Genomic DNA, 25,377 nt, shown 5'->3' with positions numbered 1-25,377 from the left:
TCAATTAGTAAACTAAAGAAATAAAGTCCTCATCTTCTAGCTTACCTAAATAATGTTGTAAATCCACACCTCGCAAAGCTTCAACAATTGCATCGCGCTCGTATCTTACTCCTTGAAGTTTCTCCTCAACCTCTGTCACTTCCCCTATTCCAAAGAAGTCACCGAAGATCGTCACATCCTGAATGACACCTTTTTTCACGTCTAAGCGAACGTCATAAGAGCCGACACCTTCAATTCGTTTTGTATGTTGAATATTGAAACCCGGGGATCGTCCATAGTTCCAATCCCAGTTCTGATAGCGTTCTTTCGAGATTTCGTGAATTTTTTTCCAGTCATCCTCGGTCAATTGATACTTTGGAACATCCTCCACGTTCTTCACGTCGAAAATATACGTTAACAGTACTTCTTTAAACGCTTCCATATCAATTTCTTCATCTACAAATTCTGATATATTGGCAACACGACTTCTAATGGATTTAATACCTTTAGAGCGGATCTTTTCCGATTTTACACGTAACGACTGAATCACGTTTTCTACCTCTGAGTCAAACATTAACGTCCCATGACTAAACATACGACCCTTCGTAGTAAATTGTGCATTACCTGAAATTTTGCGTCCCTCTGCCGTTATGTCATTTCTACCAGTTAATTCTGCATTTACACCTATATTTTGTAGCGCATCCACAACAGGTTGCGTGAATTTTTTAAAGTTACTAAAGTTGTTCCCTTCGTCTTTCGCTAAAAAGCTGAAGTTTAAATTTCCTAAATCATGATACACAGCTCCACCACCTGAAAGGCGGCGAACAACTTTAATATGATTTGCATCTACATAATCAGTATTAATTTCTTCTACCGTATTTTGGTTTTTACCAATAATAATGGATGGACCATTTACATAGAAAAGTAAATATTGCTGGTCATCGTCAATGTTTAGATGTTTTAGTGCATATTCTTCTATGGCTAGATTAATATAAGGATCAGTAATCCCTTCGTTGTCGATAAAATATAACATTGATTGCCCTCCCAAGTGCTTATATATCTTTATTCTCTTTAAAGTATAAGAAAAAGCGGAACTAATAGCAATGAAAGTTAATCTATTTGAAAGGTTAACCCTTCTTCAGCAAGTTTCACACTTCCATGGAAATGTTGTTTTGCTTCTTGGACTAAGTCTTTATGATCTCCAAAATGAGGAAGGTGAGTTAACCACAATTGTTGCACCTCTGCATCAGCCGCTAACTTTCCACACTCTTCACTCGTCATATGGCCCGGTACGGAACCGTCCATGCCATAATAAAAACTACTTTCAGCAAGTAATAGGTCTGCTCCTTCTGCAAAACCAGTAAGTTCAGCAAAGTATGAAGTGTCAGCAGTATAAACGATTGTTGTTCCTTCTACTGAAATACGCATGGCGTAACATGGTTTGGGGTGTTTCGTTTGGATAAAATCAAAAGAAAATGGACCGATTTGCAATCCTTCATCGGGTTTATAAGCACGGGCGTCTGTCGCTACGTGATCAAGTGCTAAGAAAGCAGAATCATCATCTCGAGCTGCATAGATAGGGACTTCTCTTTCGTGCTTTTGTAATTGTTGATCAATTAGACAAGCGTACTGAAAAGATCCAACATCTGCGACATGGTCATGATGAAAGTGTGATAGTACAACTGCATTTATTTGATCTACTGTTACATACTGTTGTAGTCGAGATAATGCCCCGCTTCCTAAGTCGATTAATATTTTCCAATCCTTATGCTCTAATAAATAGCATGAAGTTGCTGCGTTTGCGGCTGGGTAAGCTCCCCATGATCCAATCACTGTAAGTTTCATATGCGACTTCCTTCCCATTTTTTATTATATAACAGTATTAGCCTATGCAAATCTGTATTAATACAGTACTATAGGATACAAGCAATTCATTCTAACTTTTGAAGGAGGACTTTCCGTGTTAATGTCACCTGTTCAATTCTTTAAAAACTTACCGAAAAAGCAATGTTCTGTTTGCAAACAAGACATGCATGAGCAAGCGGATTGCTACACTAACAAATGTGAAAAATGCGACACTGTCCTTTAAAGACAACTTGAAATGAAAAAGAAAAAGCACGTGGAGCAATGCTCTACGTGCTTTTTGCCGTTTGAAGTGCCGTTATTTCATCTACTGCATGAATGGCTTGATCCATACAGTCCGGCAAACCAACCCCACGATAAGCATTCCCAACTAAAAATACTCCTGGCAGTCGTTCATGAAGCTTATCTTCTAACTGTTGTAAGCGATCAAGATGTCCTACGGTATATTGTGGCATTGCATCTCGCCATCTCGTTACAACATGAAACAATGGTTCTTCTGTTATATGCATGATTTTACGCAAATCTTTTAAGACTAAACTCGCAATTTCCTGATCTTCTAAGTCTAAAACTTCTTCATCACCAGGCTTTCCAACATAAGCTCTTAACAATACATTTCCTTCTGGTGTTGTGTGTGGCCATTTTTTATGTGTCCACGTACATGCTGTAATACGGTAATTCCCTTTTCTCGTCACAACAAAACCCGTACCATCCGGCAGGTTTTTAATTGCTTCTGCTTTAAAAGCCATCGCAACATTTGCGACCGATGTGTTTTTTGTTTGACTTAGGTCATGCATGAAATTATACTGGCTGAAAATTTTCTTCGTCACATGGTGAGGAGTTGTAGCAATAACATAATCAGCTGTTATTTTTTCCTTCTCTCCATGAAAATAAACATCATATTTCTTTGATTGTTGATGTTTTTCTACATGTTTAACCGCAGTATTGGTAACTATTTTCGGTTCTACTAAGGCTGCTTCCAAGCTTTCAACAAGTCTTGAAAGTCCGCCTTCAAGTGTTAAAAACATTCCTTTTTTCTTACCCGAAGTTTGCGTTTTTGGTGTTGTCTTTTTCAAACCACGAATTAAGCTCTTATGTTTTTGTTCCACTGCATAAAATTGTGGAAAGGTTGCCTTTAAGCTAAGTTGATCAATATCACCTGCATAAATTCCTGAAATTAGCGGGTGAATCATTCTATCCACCATTTCATTTCCTATTCTACGTCTAAAGAAATAGCCTACAGACAAGTCTTCTTCTGTTTTTGTTTTAGAAACAACAAAATCCTTAAGTGCTGTGAATTTTCCTTTCCACGTAAATAAAGAAGAAAATATAAACGGACGTATTTCTGTTGGTACTCCCATCACACCACCTTTAGGCATGGGGTGTAAACGGTCTTCTGATAATATATATGCTTTTCCTGTAGCACTACGAACTAACTCTCCATCAATTCCTAGATCTTCTGCTAACGTACTAGCAGTAGTTTTGCGTTCTAAGAAAGAATCGGGGCCGCGTTCAATGGTAAAGCCTTCTTTAGTAATCGTGTCAATTTTCCCACCAAGCTGATCACTAGCTTCTATTAAAGTAATGTCTGCATCTACATTATTTTTTTGTAAATAAAAAGCGGCGGTAAGACCTGTGATCCCGCCGCCAATAATGACAATCTGCTTTTTTTCATTCGTCATAGACGATTACCCCTTCACCGTATCAAGTACAACTTTAGAAAGTGTAGAAATGAATTTTGGATGTGCATTCGGCATTTCTGGTCGGTAATAAGATGCTTGAATATCATCACAAACAACCTTACACTCGTAGTCATTATCGAATAATACTTCCAAGTGATCGGAAACAAATCCTACTGGTGCATAAACAAATGTAGAATAGCCTTTTTGTTCAAATAAATCTCGCGTTAAATCTTGCACATCTGGACCTAACCAAGGATCAGGCGTATTCCCTTCACTTTGCCAACCGATTTCATAGTCTTCAATTCCTGCTTGTTCTGCAATCAAATCAGCAGTGCGCTGTAATTGTTGTGGATACGGGTCACCATCTTGAAGAATTTTCTCAGGTAAACTATGTGCAGAAACGATTAAGCAAGCATTATCTCGCTCTTGTTCTGTCATCTGACCATATACTTTGTTAACTTGCTCTACCCAATACTCAATAAATCCTGGCTCATCATACCAATCCACAACAGAAGTAAGTTTAACTCCATGACGTGCTGCTTCATCTTGCGCACGACCATTGTAAGATTTAATAGAAAAAGTAGAATAATGTGGCGCTAATACAATACTTACAGCTTCATCAATACCATCTTTCGCCATTTGCTCAACTGCATCTTCAACAAATGGATCGATGTGCTTCAAACCTAAATATAGTTTGAACTCAATTTCATCTTGCTCTTCGTTTAATTTTGCTTCTAGTGCCTCTGCTTGTTCGCGGGTAATCCGTGCAAGTGGAGAAATACCACCGATTGCTTCATACCGACTACGAAGATCTTCTAATGCTTCCGCTGACGGTTTTCTACCCTTACGAATGTGTGTGTAATAACGTTCTAAATCTTCTTCTTTGTAAGGTGTTCCATAAGCCATTACAAGTAGTCCCATTGTTTTTTGTGTCATTGTTACACCTCAACTCCTCTTATTTTGCTGTATATTCATGGACAAGGGAAGCTAATCGCTTCAATGTTTCTGGTTCAATTTCAGGAAACACACCATGTCCTAGGTTGAATACATATCCTGATTCGTCTTTTCCTTGGTCGAGTATTTCTTTTGTGCGTTTTTCTATAACATCCCAGTCTGCAAGTAAAATTGCTGGGTCGAGGTTTCCTTGTAACGAACGGTTAATTCCTAAGCTTCGCGCTTCTTGAATCGACGTTCTCCAGTCTAGTCCTACTGTTGAAACTGGTAAGTCATTAAACTCTAATAATAAGTGATTCGCACCGATTCCAAATAGGATGGTTGGTACATTTTCTTCTTTTAATGCATTAAAAATCTTTTCCATTACTGGCTTTATAAATACACGGTAGTCCGTTGCATTAACTGCACCTACCCACGAATCAAAAATTTGAATCGCTTTTGCACCTGCATTAATTTGAGCTTTCGTGTAAGTGATAATCATATCTCCAAGCTTGTCCATTAAGGCAAACCACGTTTCCGGATCCCCATACATCATTGCCTTCGTTTTATTATATTGCTTTGAAGGTCCACCTTCAATCATATAGCTTGCAAGGGTAAATGGCGCACCACTAAAGCCAATTAAAGGTACATTTAGTTTCTCTTCCGTTAAAATTCTAATGGTTTCCAGTACATAAGGTATATCCTGCTCTGGTTGAAGATCATCTAATTTTTCAATATCTGCCTTGGATCGAGTTGGATTATAAATGACTGGTCCGACACCTTTTTTAATTTCAACATCCACTCCCATAGGCGACAGTGGCGTCATGATATCCTTGTATAAGATCGCTGCATCTGTTTGATAGTTCACAACAGGTAACTCTGTTACATATGCACAGAGTTCTGGTTGATGGGTAATTTCAAACAGTGAATATTTTTCTTTTAATTTATTGTATTCTGGTTGCGACCTTCCAGCCTGGCGCATAAACCATAGGGGCGTGTAATCTGTCTTTTCTCCGTTATAAGCTTTTAAAATTGTGTCATTAAACGTCGTCATTAATAAATCACCTTTCGTCCACGGGATACTTTTTTGTTCTAAATTATAATAATTCTAAATTTATGAAGTTGTCTAAAGTATAAAAGAATTCCATTAGTGTGTATAGTATTTGCAAGCAATTGTCATGAATTTGCCCTATTCCTAAAGTCCTTTATTACCTTGCTGATATCTTGATATTCGGCCTATCTAAAACGCACGGTCACGATTAGACGCAGTTCCAGTTTGGGCATTGAGCGGATTTACTGGTACAACGTAATACGATGGATTATCTAAGAATTTCACTTGTTTCACTCGATATGACTCTTGACCTGAAACTTCTCCCACACGGTCCACTTCGCCACCGACATCCCTGTATACATGATATTCTACACGTTCATCCTCAATCCCAGACCAACTGAGCTCTACAAACAAACCGTCTAGAAATCCTAATGAAATGTTTGCACGGAGGTCTGTAATTTTAGGTAGTTCAATTGGTTCTGCTAGATCGTCTACGTTCTCTGGTTGATCAAAGGCCGTTTGAAATCCTTGTTGTGCATCTAAACTTGAAAGGATTTTTTTCGATAATGCAGTGGGAGCAGCACTACCTCCTGTTAAATAGTGAGAATCATCTGTTTGATCATATCCAGCCCAAGTAGCAATCGTATAGGCTGGATTAAATCCTACAAACCATGTATCGCGAGCTCCGTCTTCTCTGTTTGGATGTTGTGTAGAACCTGTTTTACCGGCCAAACTCTTGTTATACTCCCCATGGTTTCCTGTACCATCTGTGACTACACTTTCTAACATACGTGTTAAATCCCAAGCAGTTTGTTCCGAAAACACACGTTCTTCGTTAAGTTCCGGTTGCTCGAGAACATCTCCGTTCCGATCACTCACTTGAGAAATAGCATATGGCTCTTTGTAAATTCCACCATCATATAATGTCCGATACAAAGATGCTAATTCTAAAGGTGTTAGCCCTTCATTCAAGCCACCTAATGCAACGGAAAGTCCGTCGTCCTCAAAATCAATTCCCGCTCGATTGATATACCCCTTACCAGTTGCAACTCCCATTTCATCCATCACGGCTACAGCAGGAGCATTCTTTGAAAGCCTGAGAGCGTCATACATCGTAACTTCACCATCATACTGACCATCAAAGTTTTTAGGAGTGTAGTCGTCATAAGAGACCAACTCATCTTGTAGGAGGTCATGTGGACGATACAAATCCTCGTCCATAGCCGGACCATATACGACAAACGGTTTTAAAGTAGAGCCGGGCTGCCGTTTAACGTTAATTCTGTTTAAGTCCCCACGCTGGTAGGAACGCCCACCCAAAGCTGCCTTTATAGCTCCTGTTTGTTGATCAAGCATGACCACTGCTCCTTCAACATTTTCTTGCGACCCAAGAAAATACTCATCCTGTTGCATTTCTTCATGAACTGTCTCTTGTGCTTCAAGATCTAAGGCGACGGTAATCTCATAGCCACCGTTATAAATTTCTTCCCGACTCAAATGAAAGCTTTCTTCTAGTTCATCTAAAACAAGGTCGACATAGCTATTAAGCCATGGATTCTTTTCATTTTCTCCATAATTTAAGCCAAGCGTTTTCCCACGTTCTTGGTGCATCTTTTCCGCATCAATCATTTCTAAGTCATACATTCTTGAAAGTACGACATTTCTTCTTTCCAATGCGCGTTCCTCATCTGCTAGAGGAGAATAATAATTCGGGGCTTTTGGCATTGCTGCGAGCATCGCCCCCTCTGAAATAGTAAGGTCACCAACAGATTTTGAAAAGAAGGTTTGGGCGGCTTCTTCCACCCCATGAACCCCATTACCGAAATATATTTCATTCAGGTAATACTCTAATATTTCATCTTTCGATTTCTCTCTCTCTAAATGGATTGCGCCCATGACTTCTTTCGTTTTTCGTAACCATGATTTATCGTTTGTAAGAGAAACATTTTTTACTAATTGTTGTGTAATCGTACTTGCTCCTTCTGCTTTACTCCAAGTGATCACATCACGATACACCGCCCTAGTAACTGCCCAAAAATCAACCCCGCTATGATCATAAAAACGGTGGTCTTCTATAGCTAAAAACGCGTCTGTAACATGGTCAGGTATAGCTTCCAAAGGTACATACGTCCGGTTCTCATTATATAGTTTCACTACTTCCTCTTCGTCTTCTGTTTGTAAAACTGTCGATTCCGATAAGATGAAGTGTTTATCATCGACAACAAACCGACCTCCAAGTACAATAGTTGTAAATCCAATTATACTAAGTAAAAGTAATACCATGAAACTAATGAAAAGCCATTTCAGCTTTCGCATTCTTTTCCCGGGTTTTCTCTGAAAGGCCATTGTTTCACCTCATTAAGTTTATTAAAAATATGTATAAAGCACCAACCTATATTATAATATAGATAGACCTGTTTCGACAAAACATTTACCTATAACGGAGGGTGATTATATGAAACAATTTTGGATTACAAGTGGAACGTATGATTATTTAAAATCATTAAAAGCTAAAGATAACTCTGTGGTTGTGATGGAAGGCGAGGAAACAGCCGTAGCATTTAAAGAAGGCCAAGAAGAAGCTCCTTTTGAAGAAGCTAGACATTATGAAATTGTAGATGAAGTTGGCAACCTTTCTGATGAGGGGTATGTCGTATTAAATAACATTCCAGTGACAAGTGAAGGACGGCCATTATTTGAAGAACGATTCAAAGACCGAGCGGGAACCATTGAAAATGAGGAAGGTTTTTTAGCAATCCGTATTCTTCGCCCAACTAGAAACAATACGTATGTGGTATTTACAGAATGGGATAGCGAAGCTTCTTTTAAAAAATGGCGAGAGTCCCAAGCATTTGAAAAAGCTCATCAGAAGTCAGGCCCAGATTCAGGAGAGAAACCATCGTTTATTGATGGCCCATCTTATTTAACAAAATTACAATCAAGAAATGAAGAATAATTCAACCTTAAAACACCCTAAACTCGGTTTAGGGTGTTTTCATTTAAGCGATGAGGGTTCGCGATATCCACAAAAGTCTCGTTATATCCAGATTTCAGGCAGCATATACACGAATATTTCAATATATCCACGAATGTCGATGATATATCCAGAAAACTCAAGAATATATCCAGGAAAGTTACCGGATATCCATATAAGTAAGCAGATATCCAGAAAACTGACACTCGTGAGATATTTCTTTATTGCTTCATTAATTGATTTCGGTGTGCATAGACTGCTGCTTGGGTGCGATCCTGTACTTCAAGTTTGTGTAGCACATTACTCACATGCGTCTTTACTGTTTTAACACCTATATACAACTTTTCACTTATCTCTACATTTGTTAAACCATTTCCAATACAGATCAAAACCTCTAATTCACGTTCGGTCAACTCATCGTGAGCAAGCTTCTTAGGTGTTCTCATCCTGGTCATCATTTTTCCAGCCACTTTTGCTTCTATAACATTTTCTCCTCTTGCCGCTTTCTTGATCGCAGCGGCTATTTCATCAGCAGAAGATGTCTTTAACATATAACTAAACGCTCCAGCCTCTAAAGCCGGGAAAACTTGCTCATCATCATAAAAACTCGTCAAAATAATGATTTTACATTCACCATACTCCGCCATTATTTTTTTCGTAGCTTCAATTCCATTGCCATCTTCCATCATCAAATCCATTAAGACCACATCTGGCCTTTCACGTAGCACAAGTGCTGCCCCTTGGTTTCCACTAGAAGCTTCTCCAATCACCTCTAGTTCATCATCTGTCATTAAGTAAGTTACAACACCTTTACGCACAACATCGTGGTCGTCGATAATCACTATTTTTATAAGTTCCATTCGCTATTTACCCTCCCTACTTTGGTATTCGTATATCAATATAGGTCCCTTCGCCAACTTTGGACTTAATTTTAAATGTTCCACCAATTTCTTCACATCTTTCTTGCATGGTTTTAAGCCCATAAGATGCTTTCGAGTCGATTTGCTGTTCGACATCAAATCCTTCTCCATCATCATTTATATGAATGATAATTTGACCTCGATTCTTAATTTGTAAAGTTGTGCGATCGGCATTGGCATGTCGCAATATATTTGATAAAGCTTCTTGTACCAACCGAAAAATATGTTCTTCTTTTGTTTGTGAAATGCCTAACTCTTCATCTATGTCTAATTCAAATAACATATTACATTTTTTCTTCAACTCTTCTATTAGGTTCGTAATCCCTTGATGCAGTGGCTCATCAGATAGTTGAATTGGTCTTAAATGTAATAATAAAGCTCGCATTTCATTTTGAGCTTGAAGAGCCATATGTGCGATTTCCTCTATTTGGGATTTTGCTTGCACTGGGTTTTTGTCCATTTGTTTTACAGTAGCTTGTGACATCATCGACAATGCAAATAATTGTTGGCTAACAGCATCATGAAGGTCTCGTGCAATACGCTGACGTTCCTCAATGGTTGCAGCCATGTGAGCTTGCTGGGCATACTCTGACCTTTCTTCTGCCAACCTTTCTAGTGATTTCACTTGTTTACTCATTTTGATGGCAACGTCATTCAATTCTCTACTTAACGTATCGAATTCATCCCCGTTTTCCTTTAATAACAACTTTGCATCATAATGTCCTTTGGAAAGTAGCGATAAGAAAGTAGAATAAGCTTGTTGATGCGTCTTAATTTCCCCTGTTTTACGGTACATGACGTATAACCCTATAGGAGTCATTATTAATACAACAGACGTGACAAATAAAAAAATCGCCTGAATGGAAAGCCACGCTGGTTCCATCACGGAATAAGTGAAAAATAGCACTAACGCAATAATTAATAATGAGAAATAGATAATATATAAAGCAGTCCGCATATATTGAAAGCGGATCCCTTTTAATTTATTTAGCATTCGAAACAGCCCCTATACGGATAATACGATGATGTTTCCGACTTTATAACTTGCATATATATTTAACTTTCTAGTTGCCTCTTTATAGTTTTCGGATTGATAAGACACTTCATTGTGAAAACCAGATCTCTCTTCTCCGAAAACTTCCACATCGCCAATGTTAACTTTAGTATAGATTTTCACCGCGACACTTTCTGGAATCTTCATCATAATATCTGCCACGTAGCCTCTTAACGTAATAGCTGTCTCTTTATTTGGGATAAACCCTTTGGAAAAATCAATATTCACATCGCCAATACCCGTCCACAAGTCCATCGGTTGTACTTCCCAATTTTCACTAGATAAATTAAGGTCGGTTACAAATTGTTTGCCAGACTTGATATTGTATTTATATTTACCTGAAGCTTGTCGAGATTCTTCTTTTTCCTTTTTCTTTGCAGTAGAATCATCTTCCTCCCATTCTTCATCTTCCTCAAAAGACTTATGGTATTTCCAACCCGACTCCCCAATGCCTGCTTTAATACTATTTTTTATATCTTGACCAAGGCCTTCTAAAGAATCTTCAACATCTTCAAGCGTATCTTCTATATAGTCGTCATAATCGTCGTAGTTATTTTTTTCTTTTTTAGATTTTCCTGAATAGCCATATTTCTTTTTATAAGATCCATATGAATTTTCATTATCATTTTTTATCACTTCTACTTTAATCGCCTTTCGACCAAAAAGCATATTTGCCCCAATATAAATAAGAATCAAAGGCCATAGTTTCCATATATCTGAAAATGTAAAAGCAATGTAATCAAAATTACCAGCCCATAATAACCCTCCAAATATGATTAGAAAGCTAGAAAAGAACCAACTTGTACTTCGACTACGCCTAAATGAATTAACCAATAAATAAAATCCCAAAAACACTAAAATAGCTGGCCAAGAATCCCAGACAATATTCGATATTTCCAGGGAAATAAAGTTAAGGTTTTGGAGAATCAAAACTCCACCAAAAAATATTAAGATAGCTGCAAAAGCCCATTTTATAAATCGCATACATATCACCCTTTATCCTTCTGTTTTATATATTCTTGTCGAAACCCGTAAATCCTTTTTTTCTCTATATTAATCGTAATAAATTTTCTTACAATCTCATACATTCCATAGAACCTTTTCTTATCCGTCTCTAGACGGAGGGACGTTTATTGTAACGATCACGTTGTTTGAATTAAAAATGTTACGGGTATACTTTTAATGTAGAAAATACAGTTGGAGGGATTACGATGGATGCAAAATTAAAAGAACTTATTGATGGATTGAATGAAGATTTAGCACATGAATATGGTGCCGTAATCATGTATACGTACAACGCAGCTGTTGTATCAGGGATCTATAGACAAGTATTGAAACCATTTTTCAAAGGTGAAATCCAAGATGAATCTGGGCACGCCCTATATCTATCAGAAAAAATTAAAACATTAGGTGGTACACCAACGACAACACCTGCTAAAGTAGAGCAGCTGACAGATGTGAAAAGTATGTTAGAAGCTGCACATAAAGCAGAATCAGATACAATCGATCGTTACGAAGAACGCAAAAAGCAAGCAGAGGCACTAGGCTATACGGAATTATCCGTGAAACTAGACGACATGATTGCTGATGAGACGCACCATAAAGAAGACATCGCTCGTATGTTAGATGACTCAAGATTTGAATAGTTTGTTGATGAATCAGTACAGGGGTTTCCTTGTACTGATTTTTATATAATTAGAAGGTGAATGCATTACGTATTCCGAAAATTCTGTTATACTTATCTTCATGAAATGTGAAGAGGAGGATTTTTTTATGTGGGATCAATTATATGAAAAAATAGATACATTATATGACAGAATGGTAGAAGACCGCAGATACTTACACCAACATCCCGAGCTTTCTTTTGAAGAAAAAGAAACGGCTGCTTTTATAGCAAAGCGTTATGATGAGTTAGGCATTCCTTACCAAAACAATATTGGTGGGTATGGTTTAATAGCTAAAATAGAAGGTGGAAAGCCTGGTAAGACAGTCGCCTTGCGCGCAGATTTTGACGCACTGCCAATTCAAGAAGAAAATGATGTACCTTATAAGTCAAAAGTTGACGGCAAAATGCATGCATGCGGCCACGATGGTCATACTGCCTCCTTATTAGCTGTTGCAGAAGCTGCGTTAGAATTTAAAGAAGAACTTCCAGGTACACTTGTTTTTATCCACCAACCTGCAGAGGAATATGCTCCAGGTGGTGCAAAACCGATGATTGAAGAAGGAGCATTAGAAGGTGTAGACGCTGTATTCGGTACCCATTTATGGTCTAATACAAAATTAAATGAAATCGAAACGACAAGTGGACCATTCATGGCTGGTGCTGACCGCTTTAAAATTACTTTCCAAGGTAAAGGTGGCCACGGGGCTATGCCACAACAGACGAAGGATCCTGTTGTAATGGCTGGCCAGGCGATTGTAGAACTACAACAGGTGGTAAGTCGTCGTATAAATCCTTTGTCCCCTGCTGTATTAACGATTGGGAAAATAGAAGGCGGAAATGCTTTTAATGTAATTCCTGATACGACAGCTTTAACGGGAACGGTGAGAATCCTAGACAAAGATGTGCAGGATGAAATTATTGAAGAAATGCACAAGATCTTAAAGGGAATTGCTGTTAGCTACGACGCAGAATATGAACTTGACTACGTTAAAGGTTATCCACCTGTAGTCAATCATGAAACTGAAGTAAACTATTATCTTCATGACGGAAATCAGATTCCAGGAGTTTTAAGTGTTCGTGACGTAGAACCGATCATGGGCGGAGAAGATTTTGCCTATTATTTAGAAGAACGCCCTGGCGCCTTCTTCTTCACTGGTGCACAAATTGAGGGTCATGCATACCCGCACCATCACCCGAAATTTAATATTGATGAACGCGCTTTACCAACAGCCGCTAAAGCACTAATGCATGGCGTTAGAAAGTATAATGAAAATCACCAGTAGATAACAACCCGGTGACTATTAAGTAAATTTAAAAATCCCGCTTGCTACATTCAGTTGCAAACGGGATTTTTTATGTTAGTTCTAATTATGCTGATTCATAAAAACCTTGTCCTAATACTTCCGCTGAATCTGTCACAATAACAAATGCCTCAGGGTCCACTTCTCTAATCGTACGCTTCAATGCACCCATTTCTGATTGATACACGACACACATTAATACAGGCCGTTCATCTTGTGTAAAACCACCTTGCGCAGCTAAACGAGTAACCCCTCGGTCCACCCGAGTATAAATCGCTTCTTGCACATCTAAATATTCATTGGAAACAATTAATGTAGTCTTTGTTTTATTAAAGCCTGTTTGCACCAAGTCAATTGACTTACTCGTCATATACAAACCTATTAGTGCATACAAACCTAATTCAATATCAAATACGATAATTGCTGTTACTACAATGATTCCATCAATAATTGCAATGCTAGAACCAAGTGTCAGGTTAGTAAATTTATTAATGAGTTGCGCAATTAAAGCCGTTCCACCTGTTGAGGCATCTCCTAAAAAAACAATTCCGATTCCTACTCCAACACCTAGTCCGCCAAATAATGCAGCAAGTAATGCATCATTTACAAACGCATCCATATGCCGGGTTAAGAATACAAAAAGCGGGAGTAACAATGAACCCGCCAACGACCTGAAAGCTGAACCTCTACCTAATAAGTAATAGGCTACGAATAAAAGCGGAATATTGATTGCCCAGATCACGTATGCTGGTTCTATTCCTAACAATGCCTCCGTGATCGTACTAATTCCACTCACACCGCCTGCTGCAACATAGTTTGGTAATAAAAAACCATTATATGCTAAGGCAACTATAAATGAACCGACCATAATATATATAAGTTGCTGCCACTTCGTAAACTGCCCCTTATTTCTCTTCTTACCCATATGTACCCGAACCCTTCTTTGCTGGTTAACTTGTCCTATTTCTTTAGCCTAGATGATTTTAACACTATGCCCACACTTTGTGAACATTAACAGATGAACGCTTTATCAGGATGAAGTGTTTATAAAAACACATAAAAAATCAGAACAACTAAAAGCTGTTCCGATTGAAATAATCCTATAAAAGATATGTTATGCAGTCAAAGTCTGAATTCGTTTTTTAACATAGAAATGCTCGAATAAAACAGTGAAAGCAATAGCGATACCTCCATAAATGGTAGCATCTAAAAATCCAGTTCCAAAATAGAAAGCAAAAAATACAATAACGATCTTAACAGACATCAGTACTAAGATTAGTTGATGAACAGCTTTTTTCCTGTAATGGTGGGAAACTGGATAAATATCTAGCCATTCCATTCGTTTATGGTGGTTATAAATGGTGATGAATTGGAAACCTGTGATAAATAAGATTAACATCGCAAAAACCACTTTAGCCCAGAAAATAGGAATCCATAAAGCAAAGAAAATAGCTAGCGCAACTAATCTAAGATACATTCCTAAATAATCACCACTACGAACAAAAGTAAGTGCATATAAATAAAGGTAGGTGCTTTCTTGGTTATAATCCACATTTTTCTTAGCAAAACCAGCCATACGATGCCGCTTCTTCGGCTTATGCTTAATATGAGGAACATCGGTCGACATATTGGCAATTCGATAAAAGAATTGCAATCTAGCATCTTCTTTTTCAACTAATTGATCCCAAGGAAGACTGAATTTCTTATAAATATTCCAGTAGTTCAAAAAAGCTACCCCAAGGATTAATAGAGCTGCAGCCAAAGCATTGAACATAACCCCATTAACGAGGAAATACACAAACAAAACATTAATTACTAATCGAACGACTCGGTCCAAATTAGTAAGTCGCGGGTCTCTATTTGTATCTAGATACCAAGTCGCAAATAAATTCCCTACTTTCACTAATAGCACACCTAATAAAATAGCAAAAAGATAGGAAGCTGGTATCTCTGGATAAATAGTTAAGTATAATGGAGCAAAAGCAAAGACGAAAATAGCTAACCAATAACTCTGCATTACAAAACTATAAACCAAAGAATTTCTTATATAAGGTTTTAATTTATTCTCTACAGGCAGTAGAAAAACGGTGTCTGCCTCTCTGAAAAAAGTACGTACTGGACTATGTGTAAGTAAGAGACCAATTACAACAGCCATCATCCATGCAACTGGAAAGTTTTGAGGAACAGTTTCTAACCACTGCTGATAAAAATAAGCAAATCCTGCTACAAAGAAAATTAAGGCAAATGCTAAATGATCATTGAAGATTAAGCGCATATATCTACTAACCATTTTTACATGTTGGCCGAGTCTTTCCTTCCATAATTGATTCGTATTCATTTAAGCATCGTCCTTTGTCAATTGGATATAGATATCATCTAGACTCGCACCAGCCATACCAAATTCATTTTGTAATTCTAATAATGTGCCGTAAGCTTTTATTTCCCCATGATGCAAGATTACAAATCGATCACAATACTTTTCTGCTGTAGCAAGTATGTGTGTAGACATTAAGACACCTGCACCTTGTTCTTTCATTTCATTCATCGTATTCAAATAAGATTGAATCCCTAATGGATCTAACCCCACAAATGGTTCGTCCACAATGTATAACGATGGTTGTACCAAAAAGGCACACATAATCATAACTTTTTGACGCATCCCTTTAGAGAAGTGTACAGGGAACCATTTTTTCTTATTAAATAAATTAAACTCTTTTAATAAAAGATCAGCACGCTCGTGATAAGTTTCTTCCTCAAGACCATAAGCCATTGCAGTTAAATGTAAATGCTCTTCTAACGTCAATTCATCGTAAAGCATTGGCATTTCAGGGATATATGCAAAGTTCTTACGATAAGACTCTAAATCATGCGTTAACTCTTCTCCATTAATAGAGACGGAGCCTTTTTTCGGATTCATCAAGCCAATAATATGTTTAATGGTAGTAGATTTCCCGGCTCCATTTAAGCCGATGAGACCGACTACTTCTCCTTGCTTCACATTGAAAGAAACTCCATGTAAGACATCTTGTTTGGTATATCCACCAACGAGTTCCTTTATTTCTAATAACTCACTCATTCATTCTCATCTCCTGCTCTATCTTTATCAATATCATACCAAAAAACAAAGAACATTGAATAGCCATACCCATTTATTCTTACATTCGACAAAGGTTTACGTTACAATATAGACAACTCAGTTTATTACCAAGTCTTAAAGGTAATAGTTAAAGTTAGATATACGTTTAACATGAAAAGTATAATTATATTATAGGAGGATGTTTATGTCAGATTGTATTTTTTGCAAAATATTAGACGGTGAGATCCCTTCCTCAAAAGTGTATGAAGATGACTATGTCTATGCATTTTTAGACATTAGCCAAGTTACGGAAGGTCACACGCTTGTCATCCCCAAAAAACATTGCCAAGATTTATACGAATTAGACCAAACAACCGCATCGGAACTATTTAAAGCGGTTCCATTGATTGCAAATGCGATGAAAGCTGCTTTCACCCCTAAAGGACTGAATATGCTAAATAATAATGGTTCCTTTGCAGATCAAAGTGTCTTCCACTTTCACCTCCATCTAATACCACGTTACGATGAGACAGATGGTTTCAAATTAAATTGGGAAGTTCATGGAGATAACTACACACCTGAGAAGTTACAGTCATTAGCGGATAAAATTCACAACAATCTATAAAGGTGGAAAACATAGGCTTTGTTTTATATCCAACAACAATCGTGGATGATGATTAGCACTAAACATAATAGGGAAAAAGGTTTATAATAAAAATAGAATGGAAAGGGGTTATAAATATGCCAAGTGGAAAGTCATTATTATTAGGAACGCTCGTAGGTAGCGTAGTAGGTGCTTCCATTTCATTACTAACAACACCTAACTCAGGACAGGAATTACGTGGTCGCATGCGCGATCAGAGTGAACGTTTACGAGAAATCTCTCAAGAGTTAAAAGAAAGCGGATTTGATCTCAAAGAACAACTTACACAGACTTCTAAAGAAGGTGCAGCCTTACTTAAAGACCTCTCACAGGATATAAAAGCTTCCGTTGAAAGTTGGAAAGAAACAATCGAACCACACCAGGAAAATCTACAAGAACACTTGAGACAAATTGAAGAGGGTATAAAAGAGTTAGAGGAAAAATTAAAAGAACAAAAATAGTTTTAAAACGATTGTAAGAGGCTAGGACAAATTCCTAGCCTCTTACTTTAATATTACACAAAATATGGGTCCCTCTTCTTTAACATTGCATAAAAAACGATCAGAAGGAACATTTTCCTTTCTGATCGTTAAATATTTTTATTCTTCAGCTGCTTCAAGGTCTTCAATCGAATCGATATCCATATAAGATGGAACAACTAAACCGATTTTTGCACCTTCTAAATTAGGTCCTAAATCCACTACATCTTCTTCTACACTTTCATAGAAATCAGCATGCGTAAATGGTAACCATGCAGCTAATGTTGCGTCTGCATCGCCATTTGCAATTGATTCAAACACTACAACAACATCTACAGGTGTTACTGTTACATCGAACCCTTTCTCTTCTAAAACAGCTGCCATTACACCAGATGAAGCACGTTCAGAATCCCATGGAGTAGACACTAATTCTACTTCTTCTCCATCTACGTCTTCTACGCCTTCAATCCATGCATCCACACTATCACGGTTATCTTCTACCCATTGACTAGCAACTTCGTTAATATCTTCACCAGACTCGTTTGCGTCGTACATAATCTCTTCCATGTCTTCTACGCTCCACTCGAACTGGTCAAGAATTTGATTGGCTTCAGGATGTTCTTCTTCAAATCCTGTGCGCGTTAATGTATTGATATTTTCAGCTTCTCCATAAATCCCTTCAGGATCTTCTAAATATTTCATATCAGGAAACTGTGCGAACATCCAATGTGGATTCCAACCAGTTACTACGATTGGTTCTTCATTGGCAATCGCATCTTCTAGCGCCGTGATCATTGCAGCCGTTGAAGATTGTTCCAGATCCCACCCTTGAAGACTATCATACTCCTCAATAGCTGATTCCGTGGTAACTGTAATACCAGCTCCAGGTTCGATTCCTACAATTTCATAATCTACTGCTTCACTATAATTCCCACTATCAGAACTATCATCACCACAAGCAGCTAGAACCATCAAAAATAAAATGGAAACTAACAAAAATACTTTTTTCTTAAACATCTTTTGAAAAACCCCTTTTTAATAAAAACCTCCCTAACCGCTTCAAGCGATTAGAGAGGTGATGTGATTTAAATCTCTCGTTTTGCTTAAAATCGATTATTCGATTCCGTCGCTCCACTCAGAAACTTTATCTTCGTTATTTTCTACCCAGTTAGCTGCAGCTTCTTCAGCATCTGCACCCTCTTGGATTTCAAGCATTACTTCTTCCATATCTTCAGTAGTCCAGTTGAACTGGTCTAAGAATTGATATGCGTTTGGAGCATCATCTTCAAGTCCTTCACGAACCATTGTGCCAATAATTTCTTCGCCACCAAAAGATTCTTCAGGGTCATCAAGATATTTAAGGTCATATTCAGCGAACTTCCAATGTGGAGTCCAACCAGTTACAACGATTGGCTCTTCATTATCATAAGCTTCGCCTAGTTCCGTTGCCATTGCACCACTAGAAGAAGTTTGTACATCCCAGCCATCTAGGCCGTAATCTTCAACTGCTGATTCAGCAGCTTGTACTACACCAGCACCAGGTTCGATACCAGTGATAGTTTCATTAAGGTCATCACCATGTTCTCCTAAGTCTTCAATAGAATCTACATCCATGTACTCAGGTACAACTAAACCAATTTTAGCACCTTCAAGGTTTTCACCAAGGTCTACTAATTGATCTTCATACTCATCAAATAAATCACCATGAGTAGCAGGTAACCATGCAGCTACCATACCATCAGCTTCTCCATTTGCAACAGACTGCCACATAACAGCGTTGTCTAGTGGAGTAACTGTAACGTCAAAACCAGCATTCTCCATAGCGGTTGCTACAACATGAGTAGATGCAATTTCAGAATCCCACTCCACGTATACTAGCTCAACTTCTTCGCCACCGCCGATATCAGCTGTGTCGCCACCTTCTTCAGATGCTTCATCCGTATCTGTTGTTTCTTCCGTATCTTCACCATCTGCGTCGCCGCCTGTATCCTCTTCTCCTTCATCGTCAGCACCACATGCTGCAATGACTAGAACAAGGGCAAGAACAGCGATTAATCCTAAACGCTTCCATGTACTTAATGACATGATAAAAACTCCCCTTCTAAAATAAATTTATTGGAACCTGCCTCCTGAGTGTCAGGAGGCAAGATATTCCCTAAGTCAATGTTTACATCTTACTTATCTTTGTTCAAGTTTTGTGTTACACGGTCAATGATAATTGCTAGAATTACAATACCTAAACCTGCAACGAAACCTGGACCTGCATCAGCACGTTGAAGTGCAGATAGTACTTCGCGTCCAAGACCAGGTGCCCCGATCATAGAGGCAATAACTACCATAGATAAAGAAAGCATTACGGTTTGGTTTACACCAGCCATGATTGTTTTCTTCGCCATTGGTAATTCGACTTTGAACAGTTTTTGATTCCCAGTTGCACCAAATGCTTCTGATGCTTCTACTAATTCGTCTGAGACTTGTCTAATTCCTAAATTCGTAAAACGAACAACAGGTGGTGTCGCGAAAATGAATGAAGCGAATACACCTGGTACCATCCCAATACCAAAGAATGCTACTGCCGGAATAAGGTATACGAATGCCGGCATTGTTTGCATAAAGTCTAAGACTGGTTTAATAATATTTTCAGCAAGATTACTCTTTGACATCAAAATCCCAAGTGGTATACCAACGATTACTGAAATCAAACTGGCATAAAGCACTAATGTGAATGTATACATCAGTTCTTCCCATAGTCCTTGGTTTTGAATGAAAATCAAACCGATAATCGCAAATATTGGTAAAGCAATTTTCTTACCACTTATAAAAAATGCTACAAGAGCCATTAAAATGATAATAATAATTGGTGGAACAATCGATAGATATTCTGCAGAAGTATCTAATACTGCTCCAAATCCATCTTTTACTGGATCAAAGAAAAAACTAAATGTATCTGTAATCCAACCTACTCCGTAATTAATCCAATCGGCCATAGGTATCTCTGGAATATTATCTAGTAGCATCTTCATTCACCCCATTTCCATCAGCTAGTGCTGCAATAACTGCACCACGAACAACAATTCCTCGTAGTTTTCCATCTTCTGTAACTGCAACAGGAACTGGAGAGTCATGAATGATATTGAATATCTCATGAATACTAGTAGAAAGGTCTACAGTAGGCATGTCTTTATTTAAGATTTCATTTAAATCACCAATACCATCATCTTTAGCTCTCTTAGCTTCATCAGCAGTTACATAACCCTTTAAATTACGAGAGCGGTCGATGATATATATACTCGATAGGCCTTGTTCTCTCATTCTTTCTAGAGCAACACGAGGTCCATGCTTTTCAATATCAACTGTTTCTGGACGTTTCATTATGTTTTCGGCTGTAAGTACTTTCGAACGGTCCACATCCTCAACGAATCGTTCAACATAATCGTTTGCAGGATTAATAAGTATTTCTTCCGGACTACCTACTTGCACAATAGAACCATCTTTCATTAAGGCAATTCGATCGCCTATACGTAGTGCCTCATCTAAATCGTGTGTAATAAAGATGATAGTTTTACGCATTTTCACTTGTAGATCTAATAGCTCATCTTGCATATCTTTACGAATTAATGGATCTAATGCAGAGAATGCTTCATCCATTAACAACACTTCCGGGTCATTTGCAAGTGCACGTGCTAAACCAACACGTTGCTGCATACCACCTGATAATTGGCTTGGGTACTGATTAGCGTATCCCTTTAAACCAACTAAGTCTAATGAAGTGTTTGCTTTCTTGCTTCGTTCTTCCTTTTCAATGCCTTGAATCTCTAAACCGAATTCGGCATTTTCAAGTACTGTACGGAATGGGAATAACGCAAAACGTTGGAAAACCATACTCATTTTCTCACGACGGATTTTACGTAAATCCTCGCCACCCATTTTGGCTAGGTTTTCTCCTTCTATTTCTACGTCACCTTCTGTTGGTTCTATTAAGCGGTTCAATAAACGTACCAACGTTGATTTACCACTACCAGATAGTCCCATGATAACGAAGATTTCGCCTTCTTCTACTTCAAAAGTCGCACGGTTTACACCAACTGTACAACCTGTTTTCTCTAAAATTTCATCTTTCGAATAACCTTCATCAAGAAGTGCTTGAGCCTCTTTTGTCTTCTTGCCAAAGATTTTCGATAAATTATTGACCTTGATCACAGGCATCTTTACTCCACCTCTTTCTTTTCATTTTTCTAAGTACTAAGTTTTATTTTTGTAATCAATCTGTAACATGCACCTTACTTACTATATTACTCTTACCGTCAAACTTCAACAACTAAATACACTTACATCTTTCTATTTAGTCCGTAAAGTTTGAACTGTACGAACTTGAGATGCAAATATGCACAAATTACTACGAAATACTCCAAATAACTATCCAACATTATTCTTTCTAAATAATTGAAACTCATGTAAGTTAATTATAGATAACTGTTTCAGGAGGGTTTGTATGCAACCTAACGAAAAAGAATCAGCTAGTGAATCGTTTCATCATCATATGGTTTCTGAGTTTTCTAAAACACTCGAAATGTTTTCATTAAATACAACAGAATCACAGCTTTTTGTGATTTTGTATTTAAGTGACGAACCAATGACATTAGATGATATGAAATATGAACTTGGGAAAAGTAAGACTGCTATGAGTAACTCGATTCGTACTCTTTTAGACTACAATTTAGTGGAACGAGTGTGGAAAAAAGGTGTACGGAAAGATTTATACCAAGCAGAAAAAGATCTTTATGCAAAGTTTATGAAAGCCTATGTGGAACGCTGGCTCACTGCAATTGATCGGCAGCGTGCTAATTTAGAAGAATTGGAAAGGTCCTATCAGCCCGCAAAACATTCAAAAGATGAGTTATCTAAAAGGAAATTAGCTGAAGCGATCAGGTTTCACGATGCATTAGAAGAAGTTTTCGATGAGTTAAAAACAAAATAGATAAAATACAAAATAAGAGAGTTGCAAAATTATTTCCTTTTTTGCAACTCTTTTTTTGTTAATATGTTAAAATAATATTAAATAATTATTTTTCGGAATTTTACAAAATATAGGTCAAAAAGGAGTGTTTTACGTGGATAAGGATAAAGATACGTATTCGCTACAAGAAGCCATATTGTACTCTCATAAGATGGCTCAATTATCAAAAGCAATATGGAAACAAATTGAGAAGGACTGGCAAGAATGGGTCAAACCGTTTGGGTTGAACTTAAATGAGCATCATATTTTATGGATTTGCTATCATTTGGATGGGGCAAGTATTTCAGAGATTTCTAAATTTGGAGTAATGCATGTATCAACTGCTTTTAACTTTTCTAAGAAATTAGAAGAAAGAAGTCTATTAACATTCTCCAAACGAGAAGAAGACAAAAGAAACACGTATGTGGAACTTACGAACAATGGAAAAGAACTTTTTGAAGAAACGATGGAAGCCCACGCAAAAGCTACCGAAAAGAATAGTGTAATGCAAGCTTCTTTACCACTAAAAGATTTATATGGTAGATTTCCTGAATTTCAAGATTTAGAAGCAATTGTGAAGGGCCTTTATGGCGAAGAATACTTAGATATTCTCGAGCGCACCACAGAAAGTATTCGGAAGGAATATTAAGAATTTATTTTCTTTCCAAAAAAGGGTTGAATTTTTGCTTCGACAGGCGTATATTCATCTAAGGCATATTAATATACTAGAATATATGTAATAACTTGTTGCGCTAAAGGAGGCCCTGGTACTATGACATGTTGGAAGTCATTTAACCTAACGAAAGAATTTGGTCAAAATCGATTAAGAATACTTTCGGTGTTCACTGCAATCTTATCTTTTATTATACTGTTCGTTCCATTTTCGATCATGTTTCAGCATGTAGAAATTCACGAACCAGGGCTTTGGAAGATCCTTATTGCATTATTTATACTTCCGATGTTACACAAATTAGCTCATGTGTTCCCAACGATTTTTACAAACAAAGATGTTCATTTACGTTGGGCATTCAAATATAAATATATACCTTTTTTACGATTGAAAGTGAAATCAAGTCTATCAAAAAGAACATCTATCATCATGACGCTTGCACCAACAGTGATGATTACTATACCATTGTTAATAGGAGCAATTGTTTTCCCTACTTTTTATCCAATCTTAATTATTTTGACAGCCATACACATTGGCATTTCCTTGTCTGATTGGTTGATTTTATCTTATTTCGTTCAGGCACCGAAACAATGTGTTGTAGAAAAGTCGAAAAACAATTATGATATACTAATACAATCTCCTTAATAAATACAAACTAGGAGGGGAAAATTTGTTATTGTTTTACGTACCATTTGCTATATTTGTATTATGGGCATTTAACTCGATGACTCAGAAGTTTTGTACAAAATCAGAAATGTCCTCTGAAAAAAGCTCTCGTGTTTATCGAACAATCAACGTATCCATGTTAATTCTACTAATCTCTTCATATTATGAAGTGAATTATCTTTAAAGAAACGTTCCGAGCCCATTCGGAACGTTTTTTTATGTACAGAAAAGGTTGATCCATCTATGGGACCAACCCTTCATTACTTTATATCCTAGAACCAAGCAGCACCAACAATAACTAATAAAATGAAAAGCACTACAATCAACGCAAAACCACTACCATATCCTTTTCCGTAACTCACCTGATCCACCTCCTCAAACACGTAACTACAGTATCCTATGTAGGTTAGGTAATTTGTGACTAGGCATTCTAACAAATGTTTGATGTAAGTTTAGAGTAATTGTGGTATATTATTGATTGAATATACTAAAGAATTGTAGGGGTGTCATGCGAGTGAAGTGGAAAGTATTGATGGTAACTTTATTGTTTGGTTTATTGTTAAGTGCGTGCAGTGAGGATAATGAACAAAGTGATGTAGCTGTAGAATCAACTGTAGGTGAAATCACTGAAGAAGAATTTTATGAAGAATTGAAAGAGCGTCATGGTGAAGAAGTTTTAAGAGCGATGACAACCAGAATGATTTTAGAAGAAAGATATGATATACCACAAGAAGAACTGGATCAAGAAGTAGAAGACTTTAAAGATCAAGTTGGGGATCAATTTGAGCAATTCTTGTTACAACAAGGCTTTCAAAATGAAGCTGAATTTAGAGAAGCTCTTTATCAAAGTCGCTTAGAATTTGAAGTTGCAACGGAGGACCTTGATGTATCAGAAGATGAAATCCAAGAACATTATGAACGCATGCAAACAGAGGTACAAGCACGACATATTCTAGTTGATGAAGAAGAAACGGCATTAGAAGTTATTGAATTGTATGAACAAGGTGATTCATTTGAAGAACTGGCTTCTGAGTATTCCAGCGATGGAAGTGCGGACAATGGAGGCGACCTTGGTTACTTCACTGTAGGTCAAATGGTCGAACCTTTTGAAGATGCAGCATTCAGCCTAGAAATAGGTGAAATTAGTGAGCCAGTGGAAAGTCAGTTCGGGTATCATGTCATTCTGGTAGAAGATAGACGTGAATTAGAAGACGAAATTGGTTCATTAGAAGAAATGGAACCTCAAATTCGCGAAGAGATTTTGGCTAGCCAAGTCGATCCTCAAGAGCTTACAGAAAGAATTGATCAATTGATGCGTGATGCTGAAATTGAAGTGAACTTGGAAGAGTTTGAAAATCTTTTTGAGTATGACGAAACAGAATAATAAAATGCGTTTTGGCAATTGCCAAAACGCATTTTTCTTATTG

General features: G+C 37.4%; 28 protein-coding genes. 11 read left to right on the top strand and 17 right to left on the bottom strand.

The annotated features are described in order from the left end of the window. Window positions 1-4 precede the first annotated feature (4 nt). Both lplA and G532_RS0105340 read right to left on the bottom strand, forming a co-directional pair. Window positions 5-1,012 (bottom strand): lipoate--protein ligase, encoded by a 1,008-nt coding sequence (gene lplA, locus G532_RS0105345; RefSeq protein ID WP_027963867.1) that lies wholly within the window; start codon window positions 1,010-1,012, stop codon window positions 5-7. Window positions 1,013-1,089: 77 nt separating this feature from the next. Then, window positions 1,090-1,824 (bottom strand): MBL fold metallo-hydrolase, encoded by a 735-nt coding sequence (locus G532_RS0105340; RefSeq protein WP_027963866.1) that lies wholly within the window; start codon window positions 1,822-1,824, stop codon window positions 1,090-1,092. 121 nt (window positions 1,825-1,945) lie between these two features. Here G532_RS0105340 and yhfH point away from each other — a divergent pair, with 121 nt between their 5' ends. After that, window positions 1,946-2,068: a protein YhfH gene (gene yhfH, locus G532_RS15815; RefSeq protein WP_342662646.1), complete on the top strand. Its 123-nt coding sequence runs from the start codon at window positions 1,946-1,948 to the stop codon at window positions 2,066-2,068. Between the two features lie 43 nt (window positions 2,069-2,111). Here yhfH and hemY read toward each other — a convergent pair whose 3' ends face one another. From hemY to G532_RS0105315, 4 genes are all read right to left on the bottom strand, one after another. Next, entirely contained in the window at window positions 2,112-3,521 is a 1,410-nt protein-coding gene (hemY, locus tag G532_RS0105330) for a protoporphyrinogen oxidase (RefSeq protein ID WP_027963865.1), read from the bottom strand. A 6-nt stretch (window positions 3,522-3,527) separates the two neighbouring features. After that, window positions 3,528-4,457, bottom strand: coding sequence for a ferrochelatase (hemH, locus tag G532_RS0105325; protein WP_027963864.1), 930 nt, complete (start codon window positions 4,455-4,457; stop codon window positions 3,528-3,530). Between the two features lie 19 nt (window positions 4,458-4,476). Continuing rightward, window positions 4,477-5,508, bottom strand: a complete 1,032-nt coding sequence (gene hemE, locus G532_RS0105320; RefSeq protein WP_027963863.1) for a uroporphyrinogen decarboxylase — start codon at window positions 5,506-5,508, stop codon at window positions 4,477-4,479. Between the two features lie 186 nt (window positions 5,509-5,694). Continuing rightward, on the bottom strand, window positions 5,695-7,851 hold the full coding sequence (locus tag G532_RS0105315; protein WP_027963862.1) for a transglycosylase domain-containing protein: 2,157 nt from the start codon (window positions 7,849-7,851) through the stop codon (window positions 5,695-5,697). A gap of 109 nt (window positions 7,852-7,960) precedes the next feature. Here G532_RS0105315 and G532_RS0105310 point away from each other — a divergent pair, with 109 nt between their 5' ends. Further along, on the top strand, window positions 7,961-8,461 hold the full coding sequence (locus tag G532_RS0105310) for an antibiotic biosynthesis monooxygenase family protein (protein WP_035512599.1): 501 nt from the start codon (window positions 7,961-7,963) through the stop codon (window positions 8,459-8,461). Between the two features lie 239 nt (window positions 8,462-8,700). Here the strand turns inward: G532_RS0105310 and G532_RS0105305 are convergent, their stop codons facing one another. Genes G532_RS0105305 through liaF form a run of 3 tightly spaced genes read right to left on the bottom strand, consistent with a single transcriptional unit; the run spans window position 8,701 to window position 11,437 of the window. Next, window positions 8,701-9,339 carry a response regulator gene (locus G532_RS0105305; protein ID WP_027963860.1) on the bottom strand — a complete coding sequence of 213 codons (639 nt, stop codon included), beginning with the start codon at window positions 9,337-9,339 and terminating at the stop codon, window positions 8,701-8,703. A gap of 16 nt (window positions 9,340-9,355) precedes the next feature. Further along, entirely contained in the window at window positions 9,356-10,393 is a 1,038-nt protein-coding gene (locus G532_RS0105300) for a sensor histidine kinase (RefSeq protein ID WP_027963859.1), read from the bottom strand. Window positions 10,394-10,405: 12 nt separating this feature from the next. Beyond that, window positions 10,406-11,437 (bottom strand): cell wall-active antibiotics response protein LiaF, encoded by a 1,032-nt coding sequence (gene liaF, locus G532_RS0105295; protein ID WP_027963858.1) that lies wholly within the window; start codon window positions 11,435-11,437, stop codon window positions 10,406-10,408. Between the two features lie 227 nt (window positions 11,438-11,664). On the opposite strand from liaF, the gene G532_RS0105290 reads away from it, so the two are divergent. Further along, the gene (locus G532_RS0105290) at window positions 11,665-12,099 is read left to right on the top strand and encodes a ferritin-like domain-containing protein (RefSeq protein ID WP_027963857.1); all 435 of its coding nucleotides are present in this window, start codon (window positions 11,665-11,667) and stop codon (window positions 12,097-12,099) included. Window positions 12,100-12,226: 127 nt separating this feature from the next. Next, a complete protein-coding gene (locus tag G532_RS0105285; RefSeq protein ID WP_027963856.1) occupies window positions 12,227-13,402 on the top strand; it encodes a M20 metallopeptidase family protein in 1,176 nt (391 codons plus the stop codon). Between the two features lie 85 nt (window positions 13,403-13,487). On the opposite strand, the gene G532_RS0105280 is transcribed toward G532_RS0105285, so the two are convergent. From G532_RS0105280 to G532_RS0105270, 3 genes are all read right to left on the bottom strand, one after another. Next, on the bottom strand, window positions 13,488-14,345 hold the full coding sequence (locus tag G532_RS0105280; protein WP_027963855.1) for a YitT family protein: 858 nt from the start codon (window positions 14,343-14,345) through the stop codon (window positions 13,488-13,490). 189 nt (window positions 14,346-14,534) lie between these two features. Then, window positions 14,535-15,758: an ABC transporter permease gene (locus G532_RS0105275; RefSeq protein WP_027963854.1), complete on the bottom strand. Its 1,224-nt coding sequence runs from the start codon at window positions 15,756-15,758 to the stop codon at window positions 14,535-14,537. Beyond that, window positions 15,759-16,496 (bottom strand): ABC transporter ATP-binding protein, encoded by a 738-nt coding sequence (locus G532_RS0105270; protein ID WP_027963853.1) that lies wholly within the window; start codon window positions 16,494-16,496, stop codon window positions 15,759-15,761. It abuts the gene before it with no gap. Between the two features lie 199 nt (window positions 16,497-16,695). Here G532_RS0105270 and G532_RS0105265 point away from each other — a divergent pair, with 199 nt between their 5' ends. Together G532_RS0105265 and G532_RS0105260 are read left to right on the top strand one after the other, a co-directional pair. Continuing rightward, window positions 16,696-17,121, top strand: a complete 426-nt coding sequence (locus tag G532_RS0105265) for an HIT family protein (RefSeq protein WP_035512598.1) — start codon at window positions 16,696-16,698, stop codon at window positions 17,119-17,121. Between the two features lie 116 nt (window positions 17,122-17,237). Beyond that, complete coding sequence (locus tag G532_RS0105260; protein ID WP_027963851.1) at window positions 17,238-17,600, top strand: YtxH domain-containing protein; 363 nt, start codon at window positions 17,238-17,240, stop codon at window positions 17,598-17,600. A 138-nt stretch (window positions 17,601-17,738) separates the two neighbouring features. Here the strand turns inward: G532_RS0105260 and G532_RS0105255 are convergent, their stop codons facing one another. From G532_RS0105255 to G532_RS0105240, 4 genes are all read right to left on the bottom strand, one after another. Beyond that, complete coding sequence (locus G532_RS0105255) at window positions 17,739-18,635, bottom strand: glycine betaine ABC transporter substrate-binding protein (protein ID WP_027963850.1); 897 nt, start codon at window positions 18,633-18,635, stop codon at window positions 17,739-17,741. 96 nt (window positions 18,636-18,731) lie between these two features. Continuing rightward, window positions 18,732-19,703: a glycine betaine ABC transporter substrate-binding protein gene (locus tag G532_RS0105250; RefSeq protein WP_027963849.1), complete on the bottom strand. Its 972-nt coding sequence runs from the start codon at window positions 19,701-19,703 to the stop codon at window positions 18,732-18,734. Window positions 19,704-19,792: 89 nt separating this feature from the next. Further along, window positions 19,793-20,635 carry an ABC transporter permease gene (locus tag G532_RS0105245; protein ID WP_084500566.1) on the bottom strand — a complete coding sequence of 281 codons (843 nt, stop codon included), beginning with the start codon at window positions 20,633-20,635 and terminating at the stop codon, window positions 19,793-19,795. Beyond that, entirely contained in the window at window positions 20,622-21,824 is a 1,203-nt protein-coding gene (locus tag G532_RS0105240; RefSeq protein ID WP_027963847.1) for a quaternary amine ABC transporter ATP-binding protein, read from the bottom strand. Before G532_RS0105240 ends, G532_RS0105245 begins: the two co-directional genes overlap by 14 nt. Before the next feature lie 286 nt (window positions 21,825-22,110). Between G532_RS0105240 and G532_RS0105235 the strand changes: the two genes are divergently transcribed. From G532_RS0105235 to G532_RS0105220, 4 genes are all read left to right on the top strand, one after another. Continuing rightward, window positions 22,111-22,596 (top strand): GbsR/MarR family transcriptional regulator, encoded by a 486-nt coding sequence (locus G532_RS0105235; protein WP_027963846.1) that lies wholly within the window; start codon window positions 22,111-22,113, stop codon window positions 22,594-22,596. Between the two features lie 133 nt (window positions 22,597-22,729). Further along, entirely contained in the window at window positions 22,730-23,263 is a 534-nt protein-coding gene (locus G532_RS14815; RefSeq protein WP_035512597.1) for an HTH-type transcriptional regulator Hpr, read from the top strand. A gap of 123 nt (window positions 23,264-23,386) precedes the next feature. Further along, complete coding sequence (locus tag G532_RS0105225) at window positions 23,387-23,929, top strand: DUF3267 domain-containing protein (RefSeq protein WP_035512596.1); 543 nt, start codon at window positions 23,387-23,389, stop codon at window positions 23,927-23,929. A gap of 25 nt (window positions 23,930-23,954) precedes the next feature. Then, window positions 23,955-24,134: a hypothetical protein gene (locus tag G532_RS0105220; RefSeq protein WP_027963844.1), complete on the top strand. Its 180-nt coding sequence runs from the start codon at window positions 23,955-23,957 to the stop codon at window positions 24,132-24,134. 88 nt (window positions 24,135-24,222) lie between these two features. Here G532_RS0105220 and G532_RS15810 read toward each other — a convergent pair whose 3' ends face one another. Further along, window positions 24,223-24,312, bottom strand: a complete 90-nt coding sequence (locus tag G532_RS15810; RefSeq protein ID WP_084500564.1) for a YjcZ family sporulation protein — start codon at window positions 24,310-24,312, stop codon at window positions 24,223-24,225. A gap of 152 nt (window positions 24,313-24,464) precedes the next feature. Here G532_RS15810 and G532_RS0105210 point away from each other — a divergent pair, with 152 nt between their 5' ends. Beyond that, window positions 24,465-25,334, top strand: a complete 870-nt coding sequence (locus G532_RS0105210) for a peptidylprolyl isomerase (RefSeq protein WP_051189068.1) — start codon at window positions 24,465-24,467, stop codon at window positions 25,332-25,334. The last annotated feature ends 43 nt before the right edge of the window (window positions 25,335-25,377 follow it).

The sequence above is a fragment of the Halalkalibacillus halophilus DSM 18494 genome (genome assembly GCF_000423105.1).
Classification (GTDB): Bacteria; Bacillota; Bacilli; order Bacillales; family Alkalibacillaceae; genus Halalkalibacillus; species Halalkalibacillus halophilus.
Note: the sequence above shows the minus strand (reverse complement) of the source record. Positions and strands in the feature narration are given on the sequence as shown.